Here is a 24,465-nt window from a genome sequence, read left to right as displayed (position 1 = left end):
TGACGTCATCCACATTACGGGGACCGACGAGCTACGCCGCGCCGAGTTCGCACCAGACGTACTTGCCGTCGTCCGTGGCCACGGGGTGCCAGCCCCAGCCGTCGGCGCAGGCCCGCACGAGGTCGAGGCCCCGCCCCCGCTCGGCCCCCGCGTCGGCGACGCGTGGAGGCGGGGCGGGCGGCGTCGGATCCGCGTCCCACGCCCCGATCCGCAGCACCCCGTCGGCACACCGGACGCGCAGGGCGGCGGGCCCCTTGGTGTGCCTGACGGCATTGGACACCAGCTCCGTCGCCAACAGCTCGGCTATGTCCGTGAGTTGGGGCAGGCAGTGCAGGGCGAGGATGAGACGGAGGGCACGACGGCAGATCGTGACGGCGCGGAGGTCGTGGGGGATGTACAGGGTGTACTCCCAGGGTTCGCTTTCGCTTCCAGCCATGCGAGAACTCCTGTCGGGGGGCGGGGAGTTACGGGACGCGGCGGAGGGGTGGGCGGTGGCGGTGTCACGTCCGCCATGGCATGACGGAGTGGTGCGCTTCCGGGGTCCCGGGTCTCGCAGCGTGTGCGACGCGTCACTGACGGTACGCCTGAAAGTTATGACCGCTCAAGCCGTTCCTTTAATCTGGCACCCGAACGGGGCACTCCAGCAGACGAATTCACCGAGGAGCCACATGGCGACGAGGCGGCACCCCACCGCTCGGCAGGTCCGCCTGGGCGCCGAGTTGCGCAAGCTACGAGAGGCCGCCGGCCTGAAAGCGCGCGAAGCCGGCTCCCTGCTCGGAGCGAACTCCGTCCAGATGAGCCAGATCGAATCCGGGGTCGCAGGAGTGAGTGAGGAGCGTGTACGCCGCCTCGCCGCCCACTACGCCTGCGCCGACGCGGACTTGATCGACGCGCTGGTCTCAATGGCGACCGACCGGACGCACGGCTGGTGGAGCGAGTTCCGGGGCGTCCTGCCTCAAGTGTTCCTGGACGTCGCGGAGGCCGAACACCATGCGACGTTCCTACGTGAGGTCGTCATCACCCACGTACCAGGACTTCTCCAGGTCCCGGACTACTCGCGGGCGGTCTTTCGGTACATGGTCCCTGAACTCCCGGAAAGCGAGTTGGGGCCCCGGATCGAGCACCGGATGCAGCGACGAGCAGTCTTCGACCGCGCCGGGCCGACGCCGTACGAGACGGTCATCCACGAGGCGGCGCTCCGCATCCTGGTCGCCGATCGTAAGGTCGCTCAAAGCCAACTCCGTGAAATCCTCGCAGAAGTCGAGAAGGGGCACGTCACGGTCCGCGTCATCCCCTTCGACAGGGAGGGCTTCGCCGGGGCCGGGGTCGAGATGATGTACGTAGGCGGGCCGATCCCACAGTTGGACACCGCACTGCGAGACGCCCCGCACGGAACAGCCTTTCTGGATGCGGAGTCCCAACTGGCACGGTTCCGCGGGCTGCTCAATAAGCTGGAGAAGACAGCCCTGAGCCCCGAGTCGTCACGGGATTTCATCCATCGCATGACCAAGGAACTGTGAGGCATGAGCATGATCCAGGCCACCCGCTGGCAGAAGTCGTCCTTCTCCGGTGGAGGCGACGGCAACACTTGCGTGGAACTGGCCACCAGCGGCGGCACCATACGTCTCCGCGAAAGCGACGCACCCACCGCCGAACTCACCACCACTTCTGCCACCCTGTCGAACCTCATACGCACCCTCAAGGCCATCGGCGAGGGGTGAGCCCCACCGACCAGGGCCCGGGACTGCGCGAACGTTTCGTCCGCACTCGAAAGAGTGATCACCCTCGTGAGCCCGCACTTCCGGCCGCCGGAACGCCTACGTTCCTCACATGGTCACATCGCAACACGAGGCCTCGCACCGGATCTTCCAGGAGCGGCCCGAGCTCCTGGAGCCGGTCTTCCGGATCCTGGGCGTGGCACTCCCCGAGAGGCCGACCGTCGAGGTAATCACCACGGATGTCACCGAGACCCGGCCCATCGAGCGCCGCATCGACACCCTGCTCCGCGTCAGCGAACCGAACGGCCGCGCCTTCCTGCTGGTCATCGAGGCACAACAGCGCCGCGACCCGGAGAAGGCGCTGAGCTGGGGGTACTACCTGTCGTACCTACCGCCCTGGGACTGGCCGGCGACCGGAAGACGTTCGATCACTACTGGCAACTACTGGACGCGGGCCTGGGGGACACCCCGGCCCGAGCCGCCTGGAAGGACTTGGTGAAGATGGCTGCGGACATCTACTTCCCCGGGCAGGGCACCCTCGCCGAGCAGAAGTACCTGGAAGGCGTCGCCGAAGGGGAGGCCAAGGGCAAGGCCGCGGGCAAGGCCGAGGCCATCCTCAGCTTTCTCGCGCTCCGCGGCGTCCCGATCCCCGACACCGCCCGCGAACGCATCAAGAGCTGCACCGACCTCCCCACCCTCGACCACTGGCTGACCCGCACCGCCACAGCCACCGACGCGGACGACCTGTTCAGCGACGGGGAAGATCGGGAAGATTCCCAGGAGCAAGGCGAGTAAGCCCAGACGACCGCCTACGGGGCTGGCCGCCCAGGGGGCCAGCCTCCTACGGGATCAGCCTCCTACGGGGTCAGCCTCACCCCCCGTACGTCCCCACCAGCCGCGCCAACTGCCGCCCCGCCGCCCGCAAGGGCTCCTCGCTGCGGGCCACCTGAGCCGTCACCTCGGCGCCCTCCAGCGCGCTGATCACCGTCGTCGCCACCTCCCGCGCATCGGCCGGACCGAAGCCCGACGCGAGCAGCTTCTCCTCGACGATGCCCTCCCAGCCGCGCAGCGCCTGCGCGCACACCCGCTGGATCTCGGAATCCGTGCCCAGCGTCTCCAGCGCGGCGGCCGTGACCGGGCACCCGTCGGTCCAGCCCGACTCCCGGAGCGCGACGGCGAGTTCGGCCGCACAGGCCTCGATCGCCGCCCCCGGGTCCGCCTCCCGCGCCAGCGCGTCCCGCAGCACCGCCGCGAACTCCTCGTCGCTGTACTTGATCGCGGCCACCGCCACGGCCTCCTTCCCGCCGGGGAAGAAGTGGTAGACGGAGCCGAGCGTGGCCTCCGCCTCCTTGGCGATCTGCTTGATGCCGGTACCCACATACCCCTGGCGCTGGATGAGGCGTGCGGAGACGGCGACGATCCGGTCGCGGGTGCCGAGTGCCGCGCCGGACTCCGAGGAGGAGGAAGGGGAGGGGGAAGGGGAGAGGGAAGAGGAAGAGGTTCGGGAGGTTCGGGGCATGGCTTCTACTCTACCCAGGCAGTAAGTAGAGCGTTCGTTCTAGAGGCGTGCTACGTTCTTGCCACGCGCTAAATAGAGCGATCGTTTTATTAGCATCCGGAGTCCCGCATGCCTTCCGCACCGCAGGCCGCAGCCGCCCAGGCCCCCACCCATGCCCCCACCCACTCCCCCTCCTCTGTCACCGTCATCGGCCTCGGCCCCATGGGTCAGGCCATGGCCGCCGCCTACCTCGACCGCGGCTACCGCGTCACCCTCTGGAACCGCACCCCGTCCCGCGCCGACGCCCTGGTGGAACAGGGCGCCGTACTCGCCGGGAGCGTCGAAGAGGCCCTGCTCGCCAATGACTTGGTCATCCTCAGCCTGACCGACTTCGACGCCATGTACGCGATCCTGGAGCCCGCCGCCGCGGCCGTCGCGGGCCGCACCCTGGTGAACCTCAGCTCGGACACCCCGGAGAAGGCGCGGGCCGGTGCCCGCTGGGTGACCGGGCTCGGCGGCACGCACCTGACCGGCGGCGTCCTCTGCCCGCCGCCCCTGATCGGCACCCCGGACACGTCGACGTTCTACAGCGGGCCCCGCGAGGCGTACGACACGTTCCGCCCCGCCCTCGAAGTCATCACCGGCAAGACCGACTACCGGGGCGAGGACCAGGGGCTCGCCGCGCTCATGTACCAGCTGAACATGGTCATCTTCTGGCCGTCGATGATCGCCTACTGGCACGCCGTCGCCCTGGCCGGCGCCCACGGCCTCAAGGCCACGGACATCGCCCCCTACGCCGCCGAGAACTTCGCGGGCATGGGGCACTTCATCGACTTCTACTCGCCCCGCATCGACGCGGGCAACCACGCGGGCGACGTGGACCGCACCTCGATGGGGCTCGCCAGCATGGAGCACGTCGTCCACACGACCGCCGACGCGGGCGTGGACCCCGCGTTCCCCGCGGCGGTCCGCGAGATCTTCCAGCGGGTCGTGGCGGCGGGTCAGGGAGCGGACAGCTTCTCGCGGGCGGTGGAGCTCATGGGGCAGAAGGGCTGACGCGCCCCGGCCAGGCGGCGGATCGCCGTACGCACGATGCGTACGGCGTGCGCTGGCGCGCTATCGTGGGGCCCCCAGACGTGCACACCCCAGGAGGCCCCATGCCCGCCGACCCGAAGCCCGAGATCGCCTCGGTGTGGACCCGCCCCCGCAAGCAGCGCGAACAGCTCAGCCGGGAGCAGATCGTGGCCGAGGCCGTGCGGCTGCTCGACGCGGACGGGCTCGAAGCGCTCAGCATGCGCAAGCTCGGCACCCGGCTCGACGCCGGCGCCACCTCGCTCTACCGGCACGTCGCCAACAAGGACGAGCTGATCGAGCTGGTCGTCGACGAGGTGTACGGCGAGTTGGCCGTGCCCACCGCACAGGGCGCCGAGGACTGGCGCGAGGCCGCCGGGCGCAGTGCGTACAGCCTGCGAGCGATGATTCTGCGCCACCCCTGGGTCGCCTCCGTGCTCGGTCAGGTCGGCCTCATCCACCTCGGGCCGAACGTGACGAAGATGTCGGAGCGCATGGCCGCCGTGTTCCGGGCGGCCGGATTCCCCGCGGACGAAACCGAACTGGCCCTCAGCACCGTCATCTCGTATGTCATCGGGATGGCCACCAGTGAGGCCGCCTACCTCTCGCTGATCGCCCGAAGTGGCAGGTCGGAACGGGAGTTCGCGGAAAGCCTGCGGGACGGGGGGACGGACGGAGCGCGCGGGGCGCACGCCGGGGACCCGGCGAAGGAGCGCGAGGAGACCTTCGACTACGGACTCCAGCGCGTTCTCGACGGACTGCAGGTCCGACTCGGTGCGACTGCCCACTGAAACGGTTGCCAAGCATCACGGTGAGCTAAGTCATGCGAGGAGACGGCTTAAATTGACGCCGCCTTCACACCTGCCTACGTAAGCTTCACGACATGGCCACGACTCCCTCCCCCGACCGGCGACGCACCGCCGACGAGGTCAACGAGGACATCCGTGCGCTGTGGCTGCGCGCCGGCGGGCGCCTCCGCGCCGACGAACGCCTCGTGTACGAACGGCTCGTGACGGAGTGGGCAGAAGCAGAAGCCAACTCCTCCCCGACACACGCCGCCTGAGACAGCCACCCCGTCAGGGGTCGCTCAGGGGCGCGGGGAACTGCGCGCCCAGCCACGACGCGCCCGCACCCGACAACGAACAAAGAAGAAGCCCCCGGAACCAGAGGTTCCGGGGGCTTCGCCGTGACGGCCCCCCGCCGAGGGGGAAACCGCTACTGCGCCGCAGGCTTCCGCAGCGAGATGTTCAGCTCCCGCAGCCGCGACTCGTCCAGCTCCGTCGGCGCGCCCATCATCAGGTCCTGCGCGTTGCCGTTGAGCGGGAAGGCGATCGTCTCGCGGATGTTCGGCTCGTCCGCGAGGAGCATGACCATGCGGTCGACGCCGGGGGCGATGCCACCGTGCGGCGGGGCGCCGAGGCGGAACGCGCGCAGCATGCCCGCGAACTCGTGCTCGACGGTCTCCGCGTCGTACCCCGCGATCTCGAAGGCCTTGAGCATGACCTCGGGCTCGTGGTTCCGGATGGCGCCGGAGGAGAGCTCGATGCCGTTGCAGACGATGTCGTACTGCCAGGCAAGGATGTCGAGCGGGTCCTTCTCCTCCAGGTCCTTCATGCCGCCCTGCGGCATCGAGAAGGGGTTGTGGGAGAAGTCGATCTTGCCGGTGTCCTCGTCCTTCTCGTACATCGGGAAGTCGACGATCCAGCAGAAGCGGAAGACGCCCTCCTCGAAGTGGCCCGCGCGCTTGGCCGCCTCGACGCGCACCGCGCTCATGATCTTCGAGACCTCGTCGAACTCGCCCGCGCCGAAGAACACGGCGTGGCCGGGGACGAGGGAGAGGCGCTTGGTCAGCTCCTCGACATTCCCCTCCGTCAGGAACTTCGCGATCGGGCCCGTCAGCGAACCGTCCTCGGCGACGCGCACCCAGGCCAGGCCCTTCGCGCCCTGCTCGACCGCGTAGTCACCGAGGCCGTCGAAGAACTTGCGGGACTGCGACGCCGTGTCGGGGACCGGCAGCGCGCGCACGTGCTTGCCCGCGAAGGCCTTGAACTCGGAGCCCTCGAAGATGTCCGTGATGTCGTGCAGTTCGAGCTTGGCGCGCAGGTCCGGCTTGTCGTTGCCGTACTTCAGCATCGACTCGCGGAACGGGATGCGCGGGAAGGGAGACGTGACCTCGCGGCCGTTGCCGAACTCGGTGAAGATCTCCGTCATGAGCTTCTCGATGGGCCGGAAGACGTCTTCCTGCTCCACGAAGCTCATCTCGACGTCGAGCTGGTAGAACTCGCCCGGCGAGCGGTCCGCGCGGGCGTCCTCGTCGCGGAAGCACGGCGCGATCTGGAAGTACCGGTCGAAGCCCGAGATCATCAGCAGCTGCTTGAACTGCTGCGGGGCCTGCGGCAGCGCGTAGAACTTGCCGGGGTTCAGGCGGGAGGGGACGACGAAGTCGCGTGCGCCCTCGGGGGAGGTCGCGGTGAGGATCGGCGTCGCCATCTCGTTGAAGCCGAGGGCCACCATCTTGGAGCGGATGGAGGCGATGACGGCGGAGCGCAGCATGATGTTGCGGTGCATGCGCTCGCGGCGCAGGTCGAGGAAGCGGTACTCCAGGCGGCGCTCCTCGTTCACACCGTCCTCGGCGTTGATCGTGAAGGGCAGCGGGCCCGCCGCGCCGAGCACCTCGACCTCGGCGGCCTCGATCTCGACCTCGCCGGTCGGCAGCTCCGGGTTCACGTTGTCCGTGCCGCGCGAGACGACCTTGCCGTCGACGCGGACGACCGTCTCCTTGGACAGCTTGTCCAGGACCTCGGCGGCCTTGGTGCCCGGGCGGGCCACCAGCTGAGTGATCCCGTAGTGATCGCGGAGATCGATGAAGAGAATGCCGCCCAGGTCTCGGCGATTGTGCAGCCAGCCGCTCAGCCGGACGTCGGTGCCGACGTCAGAGGCGCGGAGCTCGCCGCAGGTGTGGGACCTGTACCGATGCATCGTCGTTCATCCAGTCTTCGCGAATAGGGGAGAGAGCAGACCTCACAAGGCTACCGTCCGGGCGAAGATCGGTTTCCGGATATCCGCGCGGGCCGCCCGCCGGGGGCCCGATACGACGGGGCTCAGTGGCGGTGGGGAGGTACATCTTCCTAAAGTGGGTCAATGCGCACCGACGATCCCCTGCCACCGGTGGGGGACGACTCCCTGCCACCCGTACGGGACGTCCTGACGGCCATCGCGACCGGACTGTGGCGCTGGGACAACACCTCGGGGACCGTCACGCTCGATGCCGAGGCGGCCCGGCTGCTCGGTCTGCCCGCACGGCCCCAGACCCTGTCCGAGGCGGGCGTGCGCTCCCGTTTCCACCCCGTCGACTGGAACGAGATCTACGGAACCGTCCAGCTCGCCGTCGCCGAGGGCACCCTCGCCGAGGCCCGCCTGCGGGTCATGGACGAGACGGGACGGCGCGTCCTGCGGGTCGTCCGCAGCCGCTCCAAGCCCGTGCTGCACGGGACGACCGAGGCGTACGAGCTGATCGGCACCCTCCAGGAGGTCACGGACCCCGCGCCGGGAAGCGCGGCGCGCACGCCGGTCACGGGCGACTGGCGCCGCTCCCGCGAGGCGTTCCTGCTCGACGCGGGGCGCGCGCTCGCCGAGGCACGGTCCACGGAGGAAGTACTCAGGGTCGCCGCGGGACTCTCCATGCCGGGGTTCTCGCCGGACGGCCTCGCGGTCTTCGGGGTGGAGGGCGAACGGCTGACGATCATCGGGCACCACGGCCACCAGCCCGGCGACGACGGCCCCTTCTCTGCGATGCCCCTGGACACCGACTATCCGGCCGCGGAGGTGGTGCGCACCGGCCGGGCCGTCTACCTCTCCACTCCGGAGGACTACCGCAGGCGCTATCCCGCCGCCTGGCCGCTGGCCAGCCGTTTCGAGCGGCAGTCGTGGGCGTTCCTGCCACTGACCGTCGCGGGCCGCACGATGGGCGCGTGGATGGCGGCCTTCACGTATCCCGTCTCGTTCACGCCCGACGAGCGCTCCGTCCTGACGACGGTCGCCCGGATGCTGGCGCAGGCCCTCTCGCGGGCCGGGGTCGCGGAGTCCGAGCGAGAGCTGACGGAGGGGCTGCAGCGCTCGATGCTGCCGATGCTCGGGCCGCAGATCCCGGGGATGAGCGTGGCCGCCCGGTACGTGCCGACCGGCGGCGGCCTTCAGGTCGGTGGCGACTGGTACGACATGATTCCGCTGCCCAGCGGCCGCATCGCCTTCGTCATCGGCGACGTGCAGGGGCACGACGTGCGGGCGGCGGGCCTGATGGGGCAGCTGCGGATCGCGCTGCGCGCGTACGCCTCCGAGGGGCACCGCCCCGACGCGGTGCTGTCCCGCGCCACCCGCTTCCTCTCCGGGATCACGGAGTCCATCACCTACGGGTCGAGCGGCACGAGCGACGACCGGGCCACGGAGTACGACCCGCGCTTCGCGACCTGCCTGTACGTGGAGGCCGACCCGGCCACCGGCGTCCTGGAGATCGCCCGCGCCGGGCACCCGGAGCCCGCGATACGCATGAGCGACGGAACGATTCTGCTGCGTCCCACCGCGGGGGGCCTGCCGCTCGGCATCGACCCGGACGCGGACTACCCCACCACCCGGCTCGTCCTCGAACCCGGCGAGACCATGCTGATCTGCACCGACGGGCTCATCGAGACCGGAGGCCACGACCTGGACAGCGGCTGGTCGCGGATCAGGGAGATCCTTGAGGCGTACCCCGGGCAGGGCGAGCCCGACGCCCTGGAGCAGCTCGCGGACTCCCTCGTACAGGCCGTGCACGGGCCGTCCTCGCACCACACCACGGGCCCGCTCGCGGACCGCAGGGAGGACGACATAGCGGTACTGCTGCTGAGCCGGGCGGGCCGCCCCGAACAGCGCACGGACGCCCGCCGCACCGTCCTGACCGTCGCCCAGGCCGAACCGGAGCGGGTCGCGGGGGCGCGCCGCCATCTCCGGGACCTGCTGCACGACTGGGCGCACGACGACCAGGTCGACTCGGCGGTCCTGATGGTCTCCGAGATGCTCACGAACGTCCTCGTGCACACGGACGGCGACGCGCTCCTGGTCGCCGAGGTCACGGGCGAGCCGGGTGCGCGGCGGCTGCGGGCGGAGGTGGCGGACGGCAGCGACGACCTGCCGCACCGGCGCGATCCCGGCGAGCTCGCCTCGTCCGGGCGGGGCCTGGTCCTGATGGAGTTGCTGGCCGGGGCGTGGGGGGTGGACCCCCGGGGGGACGGCAAAAGCATCTGGTTCGAGCTGTACGAGGCCTCCGGCGGGGAGGGGGAGTAAGGGGTCGGGGGTCGGGGGTCGGGGGTCGGGGGTGGTCGGGGGGTTGGACGTCTCTGGTCGGGTGCGGGCCTGTGGGGGCTTAGCGCGCAGTTCCCCGCGCCCCTGGTGGGGCTGGACGCCTCTGGTCGAGTGCCGGCCTGCTGTGGCTGAGCGCGCAGTTCCCCGCGCCCCTGGTGGGGCTGGACGCCTCTGGCCGGGTGCCGACCGGCGGTGGCTTAGCGCGCCGTTCCCCGCGCCCCTGACGGGGCGCCAGCCGTACCGGGCGGGGCACCCGAAGGTCACCTCAGGGGCGCGGGGAACTGCGCGACCAGCCAAGAACCGCCCCGCAGACAAAACCGAACGCCCAGGCCCACCCTCCAGGGGCGCGGGGAACTGCGCGACCAGCCCAGAGCCGGCCCGCACGCAAAGTCCGGCTACAGACACCGTCAGGGGCGCGGGGAACTGCGCGACCAGCCGAGAACCGGCCCGCACGCAGAAGTCCGCCCCCAGCCCCCCACCCATCCGGGAGATGGGCCGCAGATGCCCGGGCCCGCCCCCAGCGGGACGCTACGCGTACCGCCCCCGCAACTCCGACGCGATACCGAACGCGGCCGCCGTCAGCGGCACCGCGAGCAGCATGCCGAGGATGCCCGCCACCGACGCCCCCGCCGTGATCGCCAGCATCACCACCGCCGGATGCATCTGCACGGTACGGCTCTGGATCATCGGCTGAAGGATGTGGCCTTCGAGGACCTGCACGGCGAGCACGACGCCCAGCGTCCACAGGGCGATGGCGAAGCCCCGGTCCGCGAGGGCGACCAGGACCGCGACGGCGCCGGACAGGAACGCCCCCAGGTACGGAATGTAGGCGCCGACGAAGACCAGCGCGCCAAGGCCCCAGGCACCGGGAACGCCGAGGATCAGCAACCCCACCGTGATGCAGAGCGCGTCGATGAACGCGATGATCGTCGTGCCGCGCATGAAGCCCTCGATGGCCTCGAAGGCGCGGCGCGCCATCGCCTCGATGGAGTCGGCGCTGTCACCGGGCGCGAGCGCGCGCAGCGAGCCCATCGCGCGTTCCGAGTCGCGCAGGAAGAAGAAGACGAGGAGCAGGGCGAGGACGGCCATCGCCATCATCTCGCCGACGGTGCTGAGCCCGCTGATCACGCCGGACGCCGCCGTCCCGCCGAACTTCCCGAAGAGCTCCTTGGCGTTGGACGCCATGTCGTCGAGCGACGTGCCCGCGGCCCCGAAGTACTTCGAGAGGTCCGTGGCGGCCTGCTTGAGGGAGGAGATGATCTGGTCGCCGCTGTCGATCAGCGCCTTGACCACGATGTACGTGGCCCCACCGACGACGGCGACGACGGCCGCGCAGGTCAGCCCGGCGGCCAGGGAACGCTGCACCCTCAGCTTGAGCAGCCGCCGGTAGAGCGGGCCCAGGAGCGCGGTGCCGAGGAGCGCGAGAAGGACCGGAGTCACGGCTGTCTTGAAGGTGACGCAGAGCCAGACCCCCACGGCGGCCACGCCGGTGACGAGGAGAAGGACGACACACCAGGCGGCGATCCGACGCGCGGACTCGGGCAGGAGGGTACTCACCCCTCCTACCCGAACACGGGCTCCCCCGTCCCGCACGTTATGTACGGCTACCTGCCGCGCACCCGTACCGCTACATGCCGTGCACCGCCGGCACCGTGCCGAGCAGTCCCTTCTGGAAGTCCTCGAAGGCCTGCCGCAGCTCCGCCTGACTGTTCATCACGAACGGCCCGTAGTGGGCCATCGGCTCCCGGATGGACTGTCCGCCGAGCAGCACGATCTCCAGGTCGGGGGCGTGCGCGTCCTGTCGCTCGTCCGCGCGGACGGTCAGCGAGGAGCCCGCGCCGAAGACGGCCGTCTGGCCCATGTGGGCCGGGCGGCGCTCGGCGCCGACCGTGCCGCGCCCCGCGAGGACGTACGCGAGTCCATTGAAGTCCTCGCGCCAGGGCAGCGTCACCTCGGCGCCGGGCCGCACGGTCGCGTGGATCATCGTGATCGGCGTGTGCGTGATGCCGGGGCCCTCGTGCCCGTCGAGCTCGCCGGCGATGACGCGGAGCAGCGCGCCGCCGTCGGGGGTGGAGAGCAGCTGGACCTGGCCGCCGCGGATGTCCTGGTAGCGGGGGTCCATCATCTTGTCCTTGGCGGGCAGGTTCACCCACAGCTGGAGGCCGTGGAAGAGGCCGCCGGACATGACGAGGGACTCGGGCGGCGCCTCGATGTGCAGCAGGCCGGAGCCCGCCGTCATCCACTGGGTGTCGCCGTTCCCGATCGTGCCGCCGCCACCGTTGGAGTCCTGGTGGACGAAGGTGCCGTCGATCAGGTACGTGACCGTCTCGAAGCCGCGGTGCGGGTGCCAGGGAGTGCCCTTGGGCTCGCCCGCCTCGTACTCCACCTCGCCCATCTGGTCCATCATGATGAACGGGTCGAGGTACTTGTAATTGATCCCCGCGAAGGCCCGGCGCACCGGGAACCCCTCGCCCTCGAAGCCGCTCGGCGCGGTGGTCACGGCGAGCACGGGGCGCGCCGTCGCGTCGGCCGGTGCCACCACCCGGGGCAGGGTCAGCGGGTTCTCGACAGTCACTGCAGGCATGGTCGGTACCTCCTTGTGCGTCCACTTTAGTTGAACGTAGAACTTTCTGCCACTTGAACGAACGAGGCCCGGAGGGCATTCCCTCCGGGCCTCACGAGGCTGTGCGCGTGGCTGGATCTTGTGCATGGGGCGCCGGCTCTAAGGGCGGACCGGCTCCAGTTGCAGGTAGTCCAGGTTCCAGTTCTGGCGGGCCCCCGCGTCCAGGGACAGCCGCACGGTGTGGCGTCCGCGGGTGAGCTGCCGCGGATCACGGCTGTCCTGAAGTGCGTACGCGTGGTGGCTCGTCGTGTTGGCCACCTGCACGGCCTTGCCGGGTCCCTCGCGGTCGTAGGCGATGCGGTAGGTCCCGGCGGGCGAGTACGGGGACGACGCCCGGACCTTGAGGGTGTAACGCCCCGCCTTCGGCACATCCACGCCGTAGGTGAGCCACTCCGAGCCGCGCATCCAGCACACCACCACGGCTCCGTCGTGGTCGCACACGTCGACGCCGTCGCCGCGCCGACCCGGCCCGTCCCCACGGTTCCCCGCGTCGACGTCGTGGTAGGCCACGCCCTCGCCGCCCGGGGCGTAGTTCTCGCCCTGCACGCGCACCGCGCCGGGCGGCACCGGGTCCCCGGCGCCCTTGGTCAGATAGGCCCTCAGCGTCTCGACGTTGTCGGTCAGCAGGACGGTCGCCTTGGAGTCGGCGAGCAGCTTTCCCCAGCCGCGCGCGGGAGAGATCAGCGAGGCCTCGTCGGTGTACCGGGCGGCCAGGCCGTCCCACATGGTGTCGAACCACACGCGGCCGGTCGACCGCAGCCCCCGCACGAAGGCCGGGGCGGCCACCTTGTCCCGGACGTCGTCGAAGACGACCTCGAAGGCGGGCGGCCTGCTCTTCCCGAAGTCCGCCACGGAGGCGGCGTTGGCGTCGTCCACCAGGTGCATGTACAGCGCGCCCGGGTGCCGGGCGAGGAACGCCCGCACCTCGGGCACCGGGGCGCGGGACTTGAAGAGGCCGGTGCGTACCGTGCCGGTCTGTTCGAGGACCCGCCAGACGGCCTCGCGGTCCCGCCATGCCTGGTCGAGATTGACGAGGCCGAGGGTGCGGGCGGCCGTCATGGCTTCGGCGAGCGTGGGGACGTGCTCGGCGGTGAGCGGGGCCTGGCCGCCGCCCCGTCCCGCCCGGAGCCGGAGGCCGCGCAGCTGGGCGAGGGTGAGGTCGGCGACGCGACCCTTGCCGTTCGTGGTGCGGTCCACGGTCGCGTCGTGCATCAGGACCGGGACCTTGTCCTTGGTCAGCCGGACGTCCGTCTCGACGATCGCGGCGCCGTCCGCGAAGCCCGCCCGGATCCCGGCGACGCTGTTCTCGGGTGCCTTGCGCCACTGCCCCCGGTGGGCGGCGATCAGCACCCCGGCCTTCGGCCCGTGATCGAGGAAGGCGCGGCGGGCGCGCTCGGCGGCGGTTTCGGCGGGAGCGGGAGCGGAGGGCGCGGAGGGTGCGGGCCGGGCGGAGGCCGCGAGCCCGGGCCCGGGCCGGTCGGGTTCGGGCTCGACGGGAGACGGGGGTGGGGGCGGGGACGGGGGCACGGGCTCGACGGAAGCCGCGAGGGCCCAGGGCGCGGGTGTCGCCCCCGTCGGCGGAGCGGCGCCGAGCAGTGCCGCACACACGACGGCGGCCACCGCCACGCTCGCGGACACGTACTCGTACACGGACAGGGCGGGACGGCGACGCGCGATCATGGTCGACGGCATAGGTCAGAGCATCGGCGCCGACCCCTCGCCCGTCCACGACCCGAAGGGGTCCCGTCACCCGTTCACCTGACGCGGCGGCACCGCCGTACCCCGTCCGGCCGCCGGGGGGGAGCAACGCCGCCGGTACGGAGTGCGGAGCGTCACCCGTACCGGCCAAGCCTCACCCGTACATGCGGCGCATCGCGAAGTCGACCATCTGCTCCACGGCCTTCGCGTCGAAGACCATGCGGTGCTCGCCCTCCATGTCCAGGACGAAGCCGTACCCGGTCGGGAGCAGGTCGATGACCTCGGCGCCGGTGATCACGAAGTACTTGGAGTCCTTGCCCGCGTACCGGCGCAGCTCCTTGAGGGAGGTGAACATCGGGATCACGGGCTGCTGGGTGTTGTGCAGCGCGAGGAAGCCGGGGTTGTCACCGCGCGGGCAGTAGACCTTCGACGTGGCGAAGGCCTGCTGGAAGTCCTCGGCGGACATCGAGCCCGTGGTGAAGGCGCGCACCGCGTCCGCGAGGGACGGCGGCGAGGGCTCGGGATAGAGCGGAGGCTGCTGGCCGTACCCACCGCCGGGCATGCCCGACATCTGCTGCGGCGGTGGCTGCGCCCCCGGCGGTGCGTACTGCTGCTGGGCGCCGGGGTTCTGGTCGTAGCCGTACATGCGCGTAAGCGTACTGAGTCACAGATGGGCGCCCAGGGGTTGCGTCTTATTACCGGCGGGTAGCATCATCGTAGCTACTTGCCGGTATTCATCCCTTTTCCTGCTTACGGAGCCTTCGCCATGGGCCACTACAAGTCGAATCTCCGCGACATCGAGTTCAACCTCTTCGAGGTGCTCGGCCGCGACAAGCTGTACGGCACCGGCCCGTTCGCGGAGATGGACGTCGACACCGCCAAGAGCATCCTCGACGAACTGCGCCGCCTCGCCGAGAACGAGCTGGCCGAGTCCTTCGAGGACGCGGACCGCAACCCGCCGGTCTTCGACCCCGCCACCAACACCGCCCCGGTGCCCGCGACGTTCAAGAAGAGCTACCAGGCCTTCATGGACTCCGAGTACTGGCGCCTCGGCCTGCCCGAGGAGATCGGCGGCACCACCGCGCCCCGCTCCCTCATCTGGGGCTACGCGGAGCTGCTGCTCGGCGCGAACCCGGCCGTGTGGATGTACTCCTCGGGCCCCGCCTTCGCCGGCATCCTCTTCGAAGAGGGCAACGAGGCGCAGAAGAAGGTCGCCGAGATCGCCGTCGAGAAGCAGTGGGGCTCGACGATGGTCCTCACCGAGCCGGACGCCGGCTCGGACGTGGGCGCGGGCCGCACCAAGGCCGTGCAGCAGGAGGACGGCTCCTGGCACATCGAGGGCGTGAAGCGTTTCATCACGTCCGGTGAGCACGACATGTCGGAGAACATCCTCCACTACGTCCTCGCCCGCCCCGAGGGCCACGGCCCCGGCACGAAGGGCCTCTCCCTCTTCCTCGTACCGAAGTACGAGTTCGACTGGGAGACCGGCGAGCTGGGCGAGCGCAACGGCGTCTACGCCACGAACGTCGAGCACAAGATGGGCCTCAAGGCCTCCAACACCTGCGAGATGACGTTCGGCGACCGGCACCCCGCCAAGGGCTGGCTGATCGGCGACAAGCACGACGGCATCCGCCAGATGTTCCGCATCATCGAGTTCGCCCGCATGATGGTCGGCACGAAGGCCATCGCGACGCTCTCCACGGGCTACCTCAACGCCCTGGAGTACGCCAAGGAGCGCGTGCAGGGCCCGGACCTGGCCCAGTTCATGGACAAGACCGCGCCCAAGGTGACGATCACCCACCACCCGGACGTGCGCCGCTCCCTGATGACGCAGAAGGCGTACGCGGAGGGCATGCGCGCGCTCGTCCTGCACACCGCGGCCGTCCAGGACGAGATCCAGGTCAAGGAGGCGGCGGGCGAGGACGCGTCGGCGCTCAACGCCCTGAACGACCTGCTCCTGCCCATCGTCAAGGGCTACGGCTCGGAGAAGTCGTACGAGCAGCTGGCGCAGTCGCTCCAGACGTTCGGCGGCTCGGGGTACCTCCAGGAGTACCCGATCGAGCAGTACATCCGGGACGCCAAGATCGACACCCTCTACGAGGGCACGACGGCGATCCAGGGCCAGGACTACTTCTTCCGGAAGATCGTCCGCAACCAGGGCGCCGCGCTTAACGGCCTCGCCGAGGAGATCAAGAAGTTCCTCGCGGTCGGCACGGGCGGCGAGACGCTGGCCGGGGCCCGCGAGGAGCTGGCCAAGGCCGCGGTCGACCTTGAGGCCATCGTCGGCGTCATGCTGACCGACCTCGCGGCCACGGAGAAGGACGTCAAGTCCATCTACAAGGTCGGCCTGAACACCACGCGCCTGCTGATGGTCTCCGGTGACGTCGTCGTCGGCTACCTGCTGCTGCGCGGTGCCGCGGTCGCCGCCGAGAAGCTCGCGACCGCCTCCGCCAAGGACAAGGCCTTCTACGAGGGCAAGATCGCCGCGGCCAAGTTCTTCGCCGCGAACGTCCTGCCGGGCGTCGCCACCGAGCGGAAGCTCGCCGAGGGCGTGGAGCTGGGTCTGATGGAGCTGGACGAGGCGGCGTTCTAGTACGCCGGCCGTACGGGACCCCTGCTTTTCGCACGTCAGCACGATGCCGCCAGCCGATCCTTTCGGGTGGCGGCATCGTCGTATGGGCTGGGTACGCTGACGGAACGGCCGAGAATCCCGCCCATGGACAGCCTTACGGCGGACGACTTCTTCGCCCTCGGCCTCCAACTCGACCCGCACACCGGCGCCTACACGCCCACCGGCATCCACCACGGCCGCCTGAAGCTCGCGGTGCCGTTCACCATCGACATCGACCTCACCGAGATCGACCGCCTCTGAGCCCCCCGCCACCCGCACGCCGACGCCATTAGGCTGGCTGGCATGCGCACACCCTCCGGGCCCTTCGATCGTGGCCACACCGAAGACCTCATGTCCTTCCTCGCGGCGAGCCCCACGCCGTACCACGCCGTGGCGAGCGCCGCCGAGCGTCTTGAGAAGGCCGGTTTCCGGCAGGTCGAGGAGACCGAGGCCTGGGACGGCACGACCGGCGGGAAGTACGTGCTGCGGGGCGGCGCCATCATCGCCTGGTACGTCCCGGAGAACGCCACCGCGCACACCCCCTTCCGCATCGTCGGCGCGCACACCGACTCCCCCAACCTCCGCGTGAAGCCGCAGCCCGACGCGGGCGCCCACGGCTGGCGGCAGGTCGCCGTCGAGATCTACGGCGGACCGCTGCTCAACTCCTGGCTCGACCGGGACCTCGGCCTCGCCGGACGCCTCTCCCTGCGCGACGGCACCACCCGTCTCGTGAACATCGACCGGCCGCTGCTGCGCGTGCCCCAGCTGGCCATCCACATGGACCGGTCCGTGCACACCGACGGGCTCAAGCTCGACAAGCAGAAGCACATGCAGCCCGTCTGGGGCCTCGGCGACGACGTCCACGAGGGCGACCTCATCCGCTTCCTGGAGGAGGAGGCCGGCCTCGGTGAGGGCGACGTCACCGGCTGGGACCTCATGACGTACTCCGTCGAGCCGCCCGCCTACCTCGGCCGCGACCGCGACCTTCTCGCGGGCCCCCGCATGGACAACCTCCTGTCCGTGCACGCCGCGACGGCCGCCCTCGCCGCCGTCGCCGCCCAGGAGGACCTCCCCTACATCCCCGTGCTCGCCGCCTTCGACCACGAGGAGAACGGTTCGCAGTCCGACACCGGCGCCGACGGCCCGCTGCTCGGCGGCGTCCTGGAGCGGTCCGTGTTCGCGCGCGGGGGTTCGTACGAGGACAGGGCCCGCGCCTTCGCCGGGACCATCTGCCTCTCCTCCGACACCGGCCACGCCGTGCACCCCAACTACGCCGAGCGGCACGACCCGACGCACCACCCGCGCGCCAACGGCGGCCCGATCCTGAAGGTCAACGTCAACAACCGCTACGCCACGGACGGTTCGGGGCGCGCGGTGTTCGCCGCCGCGTGCGAGAAGGCGGGCGTGCCGTTCCAGTCGTTCGTCTCCAACAACGCGATGCCGTGCGGCACGACGATCGGCCCCATCACCGCGGCGCGGCACGGCATCAAGACCGTCGACATCGGCGTCGCGATCCTGTCCATGCACAGTGTGCGCGAGCTGTGCGGCGCGGACGATCCGCACCTGCTCGCCAACGCGCTCGTGGCGTTCCTGGAGGGCTGAGCGGAGGGCCGGCCCCCGAATGTCTGTGTGGCTGCGAAGGTCCCGGGTACACGGTGACTTCGTAGCCACTACAGCAGGGAGGCGGTCCTCATGGGCCTGGGCGGATGCATCATTCTGATCGCCGCGGGTGCCATCCTCACGTTCGCGACCGACTGGGAGATGGAGGGGGTCAACCTCACCGTCGCCGGAGTCATCATGATGGCCGTGGGGCTCATCGGCGTCGCCGTCTTCACCAGCATCGCCCGACGCCGGCGGATGGCTCCGCCGGTCGCGCAGACCACGGTCGTCGACCCGGACCAGCAGCCCCGCGGCTACTGAGGCCACTCAGCCGCTCAAGCTGGTCCATCTGCTCAAGCTGCTCAAGCTGCTCAAGCTGCTCAAGCTGCTCACGATGTCCGGTGTGCGGCGCTTCGGGGTAGTCATGGCGTCATGAGACTTCTCGTACGCGACCGCATGCTCGGCATCGGTGACGACTACTGGATCGAGGACGACCAGGGCCGCAAGGTCTTCCTCGTCGACGGCAAGGCGATGCGCCTGCGCGACACCTTCGAGCTGAAGGACATGCAGGGCAGGATCCTCATCGAGATCCACGCCAAGCTGCTCGCCCTGCGCGACACGATGGTCATCGAGCGCGCGGGCGAGGCGCTCGCCCGCGTGAAGCGCAAGCGCCTGTCGCTGCTGCGCAACCACTACCGCGTCTCGCTGGTCGACGGCACCGAACTGGACGTCAGCGGCAAGATCCTCGACCGCGAGTTCGCCATCGAGTACGAGGGCGAACTCCTTGCCGACATCTCGCGCCGCTGGTTCCACGTACGCGAGACGTACGGCCTGCAGATCGTCCGGGAGGACGCCGACCCCGCCCTGCTGCTGGCCGTGGCGGTCTGCGTGATCCGCCTGGCGGAGAAGGAACGCGAGGGCGAGGGCGAGGGCAACGACGACTGAGCCGGCGCCGCACCCGAGGACCGCGGCGCACCGCGTTCAGGAGGCGCGGCGCACCGCGTTCAAGAGGCGCGGCGCAGCCGCGTCCAAGGGGCGCGGGGAACTGCGCGACCAGCCACGACGAACCCGCAGCCGCGAGCCGGGACAGGGAGGCACCCCCACTTAGGCGGCCCGGCGCAGCCGGGACTCAGGGGCGGGGCGGCAGTGCCTGACCGAGCAGGCGGTCCTTGAGCGCCGGAAACTGCTCCCGCGTCGCCGCAACCTTCGCCGGATCGAGGTCGACCGTGAGGACCTCCTCGCCGTCGCCCGCCTCCGCGAGCACCTCGCCCCACGGGTCGACGACCACACTGTGTCCGGCCTGCGGCACCCCCGCGTGCGCCCCGCCCGTGCCGCAGGCCAGCACGTACACCTGATCCTCGACCGCCCGCGCCCGCGCGAACAGCAGCCAGTGCTCCAGGCGCCGCGCGGGCCACCCCGCGGGCACCACGAACATCTCCGCGCCCGCGTCGACGAGCCCCCGGAAGAGCTCGGGGAAGCGCAGGTCGTAGCAGGTCGCGAGGCCGAGCGTGGCGTCCGGCGTGCGGACCGTCGCCAGCTCGGACCCGGCGGCCATCAGCACGGCCTCGCCCTTGTCGAAGCCGAAGCGGTGGATCTTCCGGTAGGCGGCGGCGAGTTCACCGTCGGGCGAGAAGACGAGCGAGGTGTTGTAGAGCGGTCCGTCAGGGTCCCGCTCGGGGATCGAGCCCGCGTGCAGCCACACGCCCGCGTCGCTCGCCGCCTTCGCCATGGCCTCGTATGTCGGCCCTTCGAGGGGCTCCGCCGCCCGCCCGAAGGACTCGTACGCGAAGGCGCCCGTGGTCCACAGTTCGGGAAGGACGACCAGATCCGAACCGTCCCGCGCGCTCACTTCGCGTACCAGCGAAGCGACCCGCGACCGACGGGAATTGACCGGTTCGTCCTCGTCTACGGCGATCTGGATGAGAGAGGCGCGCACACTACCACCGTCCTGGCATTCGAGCCGCTGGCACGGCCTACGATCGTCACACGAAAGCACTGCCGGGGTGCCTGCGGGCAGCGTAACTTAACGTCTCAGACACCCACCGCCCGCGTACAACCGCAAGGGGTCCCGTGAGTCTCCATCCCAGCCTGCAAACCTACGCCGATGCCTGGACGCATTCCGTGGAAGCGATATCCGAGCTGGTGTCTCCGCTCGCCGAGGGAGAGTGGAGCTGGGCGACCCCCTGCCCAGGCTGGTCGGTGCGCGACATCGTCTCCCACGTCATAGGCCTCGAATGCGAGATGCTGGGTGACCCCCGCCCGATCCACACCCTGCCCCGCGACCTGTACCACGTGCAGACCGAGGGCCAGCGGTACATGGAGATACAGGTCGACGTGCGGCGCCACCACACCGCTCCTGAGATGACCTCCGAGCTGGAGTACACGGTCATCCGCCGCACCCGGCAGCTGCGGAACGAGTCGCGGGACCCCTCGACGAAGATCCGCGGCCCGCTGGGCACCGAGCAGACCCTCGAACAGGCCATGCGGCTGCGGGCTTTCGACGTGTGGGTCCACGAGCAGGACCTCCGTACGACGCTGCGCAAGCCCGGCAACCTCGACTCCCCTGGCGCGTACGTCGCCCGCGACATGCTCCTCCTCGGCCTCGCCAAGGTCGTCGCGAAGAAGGCGGGCGCGCCCGCGAACTCGGCGGTCGTCTTCGACGTGAGCGGCCCCGTGGAGTTCCTGCGCACGGTCCGCGTGGACGCCGAGGGCAAGGGCACCGTCGACAACGCGCCCTCGCTGGGCCCCCTCGCCACCATCGCCCTCGACTGGGAGACCTACTTCAGGCTCGCGTGCGGACGCGTGACGTACGGCGCCGTCGCGGACCGGGTCAAGGCCGAGGGCGACCACGAACTGGCGGAGGCGATCCTGCGGGACTTCGCGGTCACCCCGTGACCGCGGGCCCAGCGGGCCCCGCAGGCCCAGCGGTCAGGCGGTCAGGCGGTCAGGCGGTCAGGCCGGAACGTGCACGGCCTCGACCCGGCTGGCGACCAGCTGCTCCCGTTCCCTGCGCACCGCCCGTGACTTGAGCCGCAGGATCTGGCTGACCCCGAGCGCCTCCAGGACGAACACCGCGGAGAACGCCACGCGGTAGTTGTCGCCGGTCGCGTCCAGCAGCACGCCGATCGCGAGCAGCGTCGTCATGGAGGCGACGAAGCCGCCCATGTTGGTGATGCCCGACGCCGTGCCCTGCCGCTCCTGTGGATTGGCGGGCCGCGCGAAGTCGAAGCCGATCATGGAGGCGGGCCCGCAGGCGCCGAGCACCGTGCACAGGAGGATCAGCAGCCACAGCGGGGCGTGGTCCCCGGGGTGGGCGAGCGTGGCCGCCCAGGCCGTGGCCGTCGCCCCGATCGTGCCGAGCGCCAGCGGGAGGCGCGCGGCGTGGTGCCGGGCCACGATCTGGCCGTAGACGAGGCCGATGACCATGTTGGACAGCACGATGAGCGTGAGCAGGTCACCGGCCGTCGCCCGCGAGAGGCCCTGCGCCTCGACGAGGAACGGCAGGCCCCACAGGAGCAGGAAGACCATCGCGGGGAACTGCGTGGTGAAGTGCACCCACATGCCGAGCCGGGTGCCGGGCTCCCGCCAGGACAGGGCGATCTGCCTGCGCACATAGGCCGCTCCGCGGTGCGCCGACGGGCGCGGCTCGTGGCCCTCGGGGTGGTCCCGCAGGAACAGCGTCAGCAGGACGAGGACGACGACTCCGCAGAGCGAGCTGCCCGCGAAGGCCTTGGTCCAGCCGACGGAGTGCAGCAGCCGGGCGAGGACGAGGGTCGAGACGAGGTTGCCCGCCATGCCGAGGAGCCCCGCGAGCTGGGCGATCATCGGGCCGCGCCGCGCCGGGAACCAGCGGCCGCCGAGCCGCAGGACGCTGATGAAGGTCAGCGCGTCACCGAAGCCGAGCAGGGCGCGGGAGACGAGCGCCATCGCGTACGTGGGCGAGAAGGCGAAGCCGAGCTGCCCGGCCGTGAAGAGGACGACCCCGATCGTCAGCACCTTCTTGGTGCCGAGCCGGTCGACCATCAGGCCGCCGGGTATCTGCATGCCCGCGTACACGAGCAGCTGGAGGATGGAGAAGGTCGCAAGGGCGGAGGCGTTGACGTGGAAGCGGTCCGCGGCGTCGAGGCCCGCGACGCCGAGGGACGTCCGGAAGATGACCGCCACGAAGTAGACGGATACGCCGACGGACCAGACGAGCACCGCCTTCCGGCCGCCGGGCGGGTCGCCCGGGAGCGCGCCCGTGGCGGGCCCCGCCGCATCCGCGGAACTCATCGGACGTCACCCCGCGCCAGGTTCTGGAACCAGCCGACGTGCCGGGTGACGACGCCGACCGCCGCCTCGGCGTCGCCGCGCCGCAGCGCGTCGAGGATCTCCTCGTGCTCCGTCAGGGTCTTCGCGATCCGGTCGGGGTGGGAGTGCATCACCGCGACCCCCATCCGCAGCTGGCGGTCCCGCAGCTGGTCGTAGAGGCGCGAGAGGATCTCGTTCCCGCCGCTGCGGACGATCTCCGCGTGGAAGCACCGGTCGGTGACCGCGGCCCCCGCGAGATCCCCGGCGGCCGCCTGCTCGCGCTGGCGGTCCAGGAGCTCCGCGAGGCGGCCGATCAGTCCGGACGGGGCCGGCACCACCTTGCGCACCGCGTGCGTCTCGACGAGCAGCCGCGTCTCGACGACGTCCGCGATCTCCTGCGCGGAGACGGGCAGCACCATGGCGCCCTTCTTCGGGTAGAGCCGCAGCAGCCCCTCCACCTCCAGTTTGAGCAGCGCCTCGCGCACCGGAGTGCGGGACACCCCCACGGCCTCGGCGAGCTCGCCCTCGGTGAGGAGCGTGCCGCCCTCGTAGCGGCGCTCCAGGACGGCCTGCTTCACGTGGGCGTAGACGCGCTCGGCAGCGGGGGGACGCTTGGCGGCGGTGGGGCCGGTGGTGGTGGCGGTGGGGCCGGTGGTGGTGTCAGTGAGGCCGACGGTGGTCTCGGTGAGAGCGGTGGCGGTAGTGGCGGTGGTGGCGGCTGGCATGGGCACAGCATAGATACAACACGTATACACAGGAACAGCCGTCCGCATCGCGGGCACCTCCGGCAGAATTCCTGGCCGTTCCGGCACATCCATCGGCCCCCCTCACTCGTCTACTGAGTGAGCGGCATCCTCATGCAGCCGCAGCCCAGGGGCATTTGGAGTATCCAACTTGAATACCGGCATTAAGGGCGTACGTCGCACATCGGCCGTTCTCGTCACCGCGAGCGCGATGCTGGCCGGCGGCGCCCTCACCACCACGGCCCACGCGGCCGCACCGCCGAAGCCGTCGATCGTCGCCAAGGGCGGCTTCGCGATGAACAACGGCACGGGTAAGAGCCTCTTCACCAAGGCCGCCGACACCCGTCGTTCCACCGGCTCGACCACGAAAATAATGACGGCGCGCGTCGTGCTCGGCCAGCGGAACCTGAACCTGAATTCCAAGGTCACGGTCCAGAAGGCCTACAGCGACTACATCGTCAGGAACTCCGCCTCGTCGGCGCGCCTCATCGTCGGCGACAAGGTCACCGTCCGTCAGCTCCTCTACGGTCTGATGCTGCCGTCCGGCTGCGACGCCGCGTACGCGCTGGCGGACAAGTTCGGCAAGGGCTCGTCCCGCGCCGCCCGCGTGAAGAACTTCATCGGCCAGATGAACACGACGGCGAAGAACCTGAACCTGAAGAACACCCACTTCGACTCGTTCGACGGCATCGGGAACGGCAGCAACTACTCGACGCCGCGCGACCTGACGAAGCTCGCGAGCAACGCGCTGAAGTACTCGCAGTTCCGTACGGTCGTGAAGACGAAGTCGACCAAGCAGAAGGTCACGACGCGGAGCGGTGGCTACCGCTACATGTCGTGGTCCAACACGAACAACCTGCTCAGCTCCTACCGCGGCGCCATCGGCGTGAAGACGGGCTCCGGCCCCGAGGCGAAGTACTGCCTCGTCTTCGCGGCGACCCGCAACGGCAAGACGGTCGTCGGGACCGTTCTGACCTCGTCGTCCGTGAACAACCGCACGGCGGACGCGAAGAAGATCCTCGACTACGGCTTCAAGGTCGCCTGACCCGGAAAGCAGCGAAACGAGAGGGGCGGGGGGCGGGGCCCCCGGCGGGGGCCCCCGGCGGTGATCGTGGGCGGAAGGGCCCCCGGGGCACCCCCGACGCCCCGCCCCCCCCGCCCCCCCCCCCCCGCCCCCCGGGGCGCCTTGTGTCCGGTGGTGGGGGGCGGGGACGTGGGGGTATGTGCGTACTCGCCATCCCTGCGTCGCGCTGCACGGACAAAGACGGGACAGTGTG

General features: G+C 70.4%; 25 protein-coding genes. 15 read left to right on the top strand and 10 right to left on the bottom strand.

Annotated elements, in window-relative coordinates; genetic code table 11:
- Positions 1–31 precede the first annotated feature (31 nt).
- Positions 32–436: an ATP-binding protein gene (locus ACFVYL_RS31170; protein WP_389721880.1), complete on the bottom strand. Its 405-nt coding sequence runs from the start codon at positions 434–436 to the stop codon at positions 32–34.
- 232 nt (positions 437–668) lie between these two features.
- Between ACFVYL_RS31170 and ACFVYL_RS31165 the strand changes: the two genes are divergently transcribed.
- The 4 genes from ACFVYL_RS31165 (at position 669) to ACFVYL_RS31150 (ending at position 2,513) form a co-directional block, all read left to right on the top strand.
- Complete coding sequence (locus ACFVYL_RS31165) at positions 669–1,520, top strand: helix-turn-helix domain-containing protein (RefSeq protein ID WP_389721878.1); 852 nt, start codon at positions 669–671, stop codon at positions 1,518–1,520.
- A gap of 3 nt (positions 1,521–1,523) precedes the next feature.
- On the top strand, positions 1,524–1,721 hold the full coding sequence (locus tag ACFVYL_RS31160; protein ID WP_389721876.1) for a DUF397 domain-containing protein: 198 nt from the start codon (positions 1,524–1,526) through the stop codon (positions 1,719–1,721).
- 109 nt (positions 1,722–1,830) lie between these two features.
- Positions 1,831–2,217 carry a hypothetical protein gene (locus ACFVYL_RS31155; protein ID WP_389721874.1) on the top strand — a complete coding sequence of 129 codons (387 nt, stop codon included), beginning with the start codon at positions 1,831–1,833 and terminating at the stop codon, positions 2,215–2,217.
- A gap of 2 nt (positions 2,218–2,219) precedes the next feature.
- Positions 2,220–2,513, top strand: coding sequence for a hypothetical protein (locus ACFVYL_RS31150; RefSeq protein ID WP_389721872.1), 294 nt, complete (start codon positions 2,220–2,222; stop codon positions 2,511–2,513).
- Positions 2,514–2,589: 76 nt separating this feature from the next.
- Here the strand turns inward: ACFVYL_RS31150 and ACFVYL_RS31145 are convergent, their stop codons facing one another.
- Entirely contained in the window at positions 2,590–3,237 is a 648-nt protein-coding gene (locus ACFVYL_RS31145) for a TetR/AcrR family transcriptional regulator (protein ID WP_389721870.1), read from the bottom strand.
- Positions 3,238–3,345: 108 nt separating this feature from the next.
- Between ACFVYL_RS31145 and ACFVYL_RS31140 the strand changes: the two genes are divergently transcribed.
- From ACFVYL_RS31140 to ACFVYL_RS31130, 3 genes are all read left to right on the top strand, one after another.
- Positions 3,346–4,272 (top strand): NAD(P)-dependent oxidoreductase, encoded by a 927-nt coding sequence (locus ACFVYL_RS31140; RefSeq protein WP_389721868.1) that lies wholly within the window; start codon positions 3,346–3,348, stop codon positions 4,270–4,272.
- A gap of 101 nt (positions 4,273–4,373) precedes the next feature.
- Positions 4,374–5,078, top strand: a complete 705-nt coding sequence (locus ACFVYL_RS31135) for a TetR/AcrR family transcriptional regulator (protein ID WP_389721866.1) — start codon at positions 4,374–4,376, stop codon at positions 5,076–5,078.
- 92 nt (positions 5,079–5,170) lie between these two features.
- The gene (locus tag ACFVYL_RS31130; protein ID WP_389721864.1) at positions 5,171–5,350 is read left to right on the top strand and encodes a hypothetical protein; all 180 of its coding nucleotides are present in this window, start codon (positions 5,171–5,173) and stop codon (positions 5,348–5,350) included.
- A 152-nt stretch (positions 5,351–5,502) separates the two neighbouring features.
- On the opposite strand, the gene aspS is transcribed toward ACFVYL_RS31130, so the two are convergent.
- Positions 5,503–7,266 (bottom strand): aspartate--tRNA ligase, encoded by a 1,764-nt coding sequence (gene aspS / locus ACFVYL_RS31125; RefSeq protein ID WP_389721862.1) that lies wholly within the window; start codon positions 7,264–7,266, stop codon positions 5,503–5,505.
- 162 nt (positions 7,267–7,428) lie between these two features.
- Here aspS and ACFVYL_RS31120 point away from each other — a divergent pair, with 162 nt between their 5' ends.
- Positions 7,429–9,606, top strand: a complete 2,178-nt coding sequence (locus ACFVYL_RS31120; RefSeq protein WP_389721860.1) for a SpoIIE family protein phosphatase — start codon at positions 7,429–7,431, stop codon at positions 9,604–9,606.
- A 546-nt stretch (positions 9,607–10,152) separates the two neighbouring features.
- Here ACFVYL_RS31120 and ACFVYL_RS31115 read toward each other — a convergent pair.
- From ACFVYL_RS31115 to ACFVYL_RS31100, 4 genes are all read right to left on the bottom strand, one after another.
- Positions 10,153–11,181, bottom strand: a complete 1,029-nt coding sequence (locus ACFVYL_RS31115) for an AI-2E family transporter (protein ID WP_389721858.1) — start codon at positions 11,179–11,181, stop codon at positions 10,153–10,155.
- A 70-nt stretch (positions 11,182–11,251) separates the two neighbouring features.
- Positions 11,252–12,208, bottom strand: a complete 957-nt coding sequence (locus ACFVYL_RS31110; RefSeq protein ID WP_389721856.1) for a pirin family protein — start codon at positions 12,206–12,208, stop codon at positions 11,252–11,254.
- Between the two features lie 138 nt (positions 12,209–12,346).
- The gene (locus ACFVYL_RS31105; protein WP_389721854.1) at positions 12,347–13,939 is read right to left on the bottom strand and encodes a glycerophosphodiester phosphodiesterase family protein; all 1,593 of its coding nucleotides are present in this window, start codon (positions 13,937–13,939) and stop codon (positions 12,347–12,349) included.
- Between the two features lie 160 nt (positions 13,940–14,099).
- Positions 14,100–14,591 carry an SseB family protein gene (locus ACFVYL_RS31100; protein WP_389721852.1) on the bottom strand — a complete coding sequence of 164 codons (492 nt, stop codon included), beginning with the start codon at positions 14,589–14,591 and terminating at the stop codon, positions 14,100–14,102.
- Positions 14,592–14,711: 120 nt separating this feature from the next.
- Here ACFVYL_RS31100 and ACFVYL_RS31095 point away from each other — a divergent pair, with 120 nt between their 5' ends.
- From ACFVYL_RS31095 to ACFVYL_RS31075, 5 genes are all read left to right on the top strand, one after another.
- On the top strand, positions 14,712–16,538 hold the full coding sequence (locus ACFVYL_RS31095; RefSeq protein ID WP_389721850.1) for an acyl-CoA dehydrogenase: 1,827 nt from the start codon (positions 14,712–14,714) through the stop codon (positions 16,536–16,538).
- A 123-nt stretch (positions 16,539–16,661) separates the two neighbouring features.
- Positions 16,662–16,817 (top strand): hypothetical protein, encoded by a 156-nt coding sequence (locus ACFVYL_RS31090; protein ID WP_389721848.1) that lies wholly within the window; start codon positions 16,662–16,664, stop codon positions 16,815–16,817.
- Between the two features lie 42 nt (positions 16,818–16,859).
- Positions 16,860–18,158, top strand: a complete 1,299-nt coding sequence (locus ACFVYL_RS31085) for a M18 family aminopeptidase (RefSeq protein WP_389721846.1) — start codon at positions 16,860–16,862, stop codon at positions 18,156–18,158.
- Positions 18,159–18,248: 90 nt separating this feature from the next.
- Positions 18,249–18,476 carry a DUF6458 family protein gene (locus ACFVYL_RS31080; RefSeq protein ID WP_389721844.1) on the top strand — a complete coding sequence of 76 codons (228 nt, stop codon included), beginning with the start codon at positions 18,249–18,251 and terminating at the stop codon, positions 18,474–18,476.
- A gap of 111 nt (positions 18,477–18,587) precedes the next feature.
- A complete protein-coding gene (locus tag ACFVYL_RS31075; RefSeq protein ID WP_389721842.1) occupies positions 18,588–19,100 on the top strand; it encodes an LURP-one-related/scramblase family protein in 513 nt (170 codons plus the stop codon).
- A gap of 184 nt (positions 19,101–19,284) precedes the next feature.
- Here ACFVYL_RS31075 and ACFVYL_RS31070 read toward each other — a convergent pair whose 3' ends face one another.
- Positions 19,285–20,091 (bottom strand): carbon-nitrogen family hydrolase, encoded by an 807-nt coding sequence (locus ACFVYL_RS31070; RefSeq protein WP_389721840.1) that lies wholly within the window; start codon positions 20,089–20,091, stop codon positions 19,285–19,287.
- 134 nt (positions 20,092–20,225) lie between these two features.
- On the opposite strand from ACFVYL_RS31070, the gene ACFVYL_RS31065 reads away from it, so the two are divergent.
- Complete coding sequence (locus ACFVYL_RS31065) at positions 20,226–21,050, top strand: maleylpyruvate isomerase family mycothiol-dependent enzyme (RefSeq protein WP_389721838.1); 825 nt, start codon at positions 20,226–20,228, stop codon at positions 21,048–21,050.
- Positions 21,051–21,107: 57 nt separating this feature from the next.
- On the opposite strand, the gene ACFVYL_RS31060 is transcribed toward ACFVYL_RS31065, so the two are convergent.
- Positions 21,108–22,427 carry a nitrate/nitrite transporter gene (locus ACFVYL_RS31060; RefSeq protein WP_389721836.1) on the bottom strand — a complete coding sequence of 440 codons (1,320 nt, stop codon included), beginning with the start codon at positions 22,425–22,427 and terminating at the stop codon, positions 21,108–21,110.
- A complete protein-coding gene (locus ACFVYL_RS31055; RefSeq protein WP_389721835.1) occupies positions 22,424–23,170 on the bottom strand; it encodes a GntR family transcriptional regulator in 747 nt (248 codons plus the stop codon). Before ACFVYL_RS31055 ends, ACFVYL_RS31060 begins: the two co-directional genes overlap by 4 nt.
- A 169-nt stretch (positions 23,171–23,339) precedes the next feature.
- On the opposite strand from ACFVYL_RS31055, the gene ACFVYL_RS31050 reads away from it, so the two are divergent.
- The gene (locus tag ACFVYL_RS31050; RefSeq protein WP_389721833.1) at positions 23,340–24,233 is read left to right on the top strand and encodes a D-alanyl-D-alanine carboxypeptidase family protein; all 894 of its coding nucleotides are present in this window, start codon (positions 23,340–23,342) and stop codon (positions 24,231–24,233) included.
- The last annotated feature ends 232 nt before the right edge of the window (positions 24,234–24,465 follow it).

It is taken from the genome of Streptomyces sp. NPDC058308, assembly GCF_042880275.1.
Taxonomy (GTDB): Bacteria; Actinomycetota; Actinomycetes; order Streptomycetales; family Streptomycetaceae; genus Streptomyces.
This window is presented reverse-complemented; position numbering and strand designations above follow the sequence as displayed.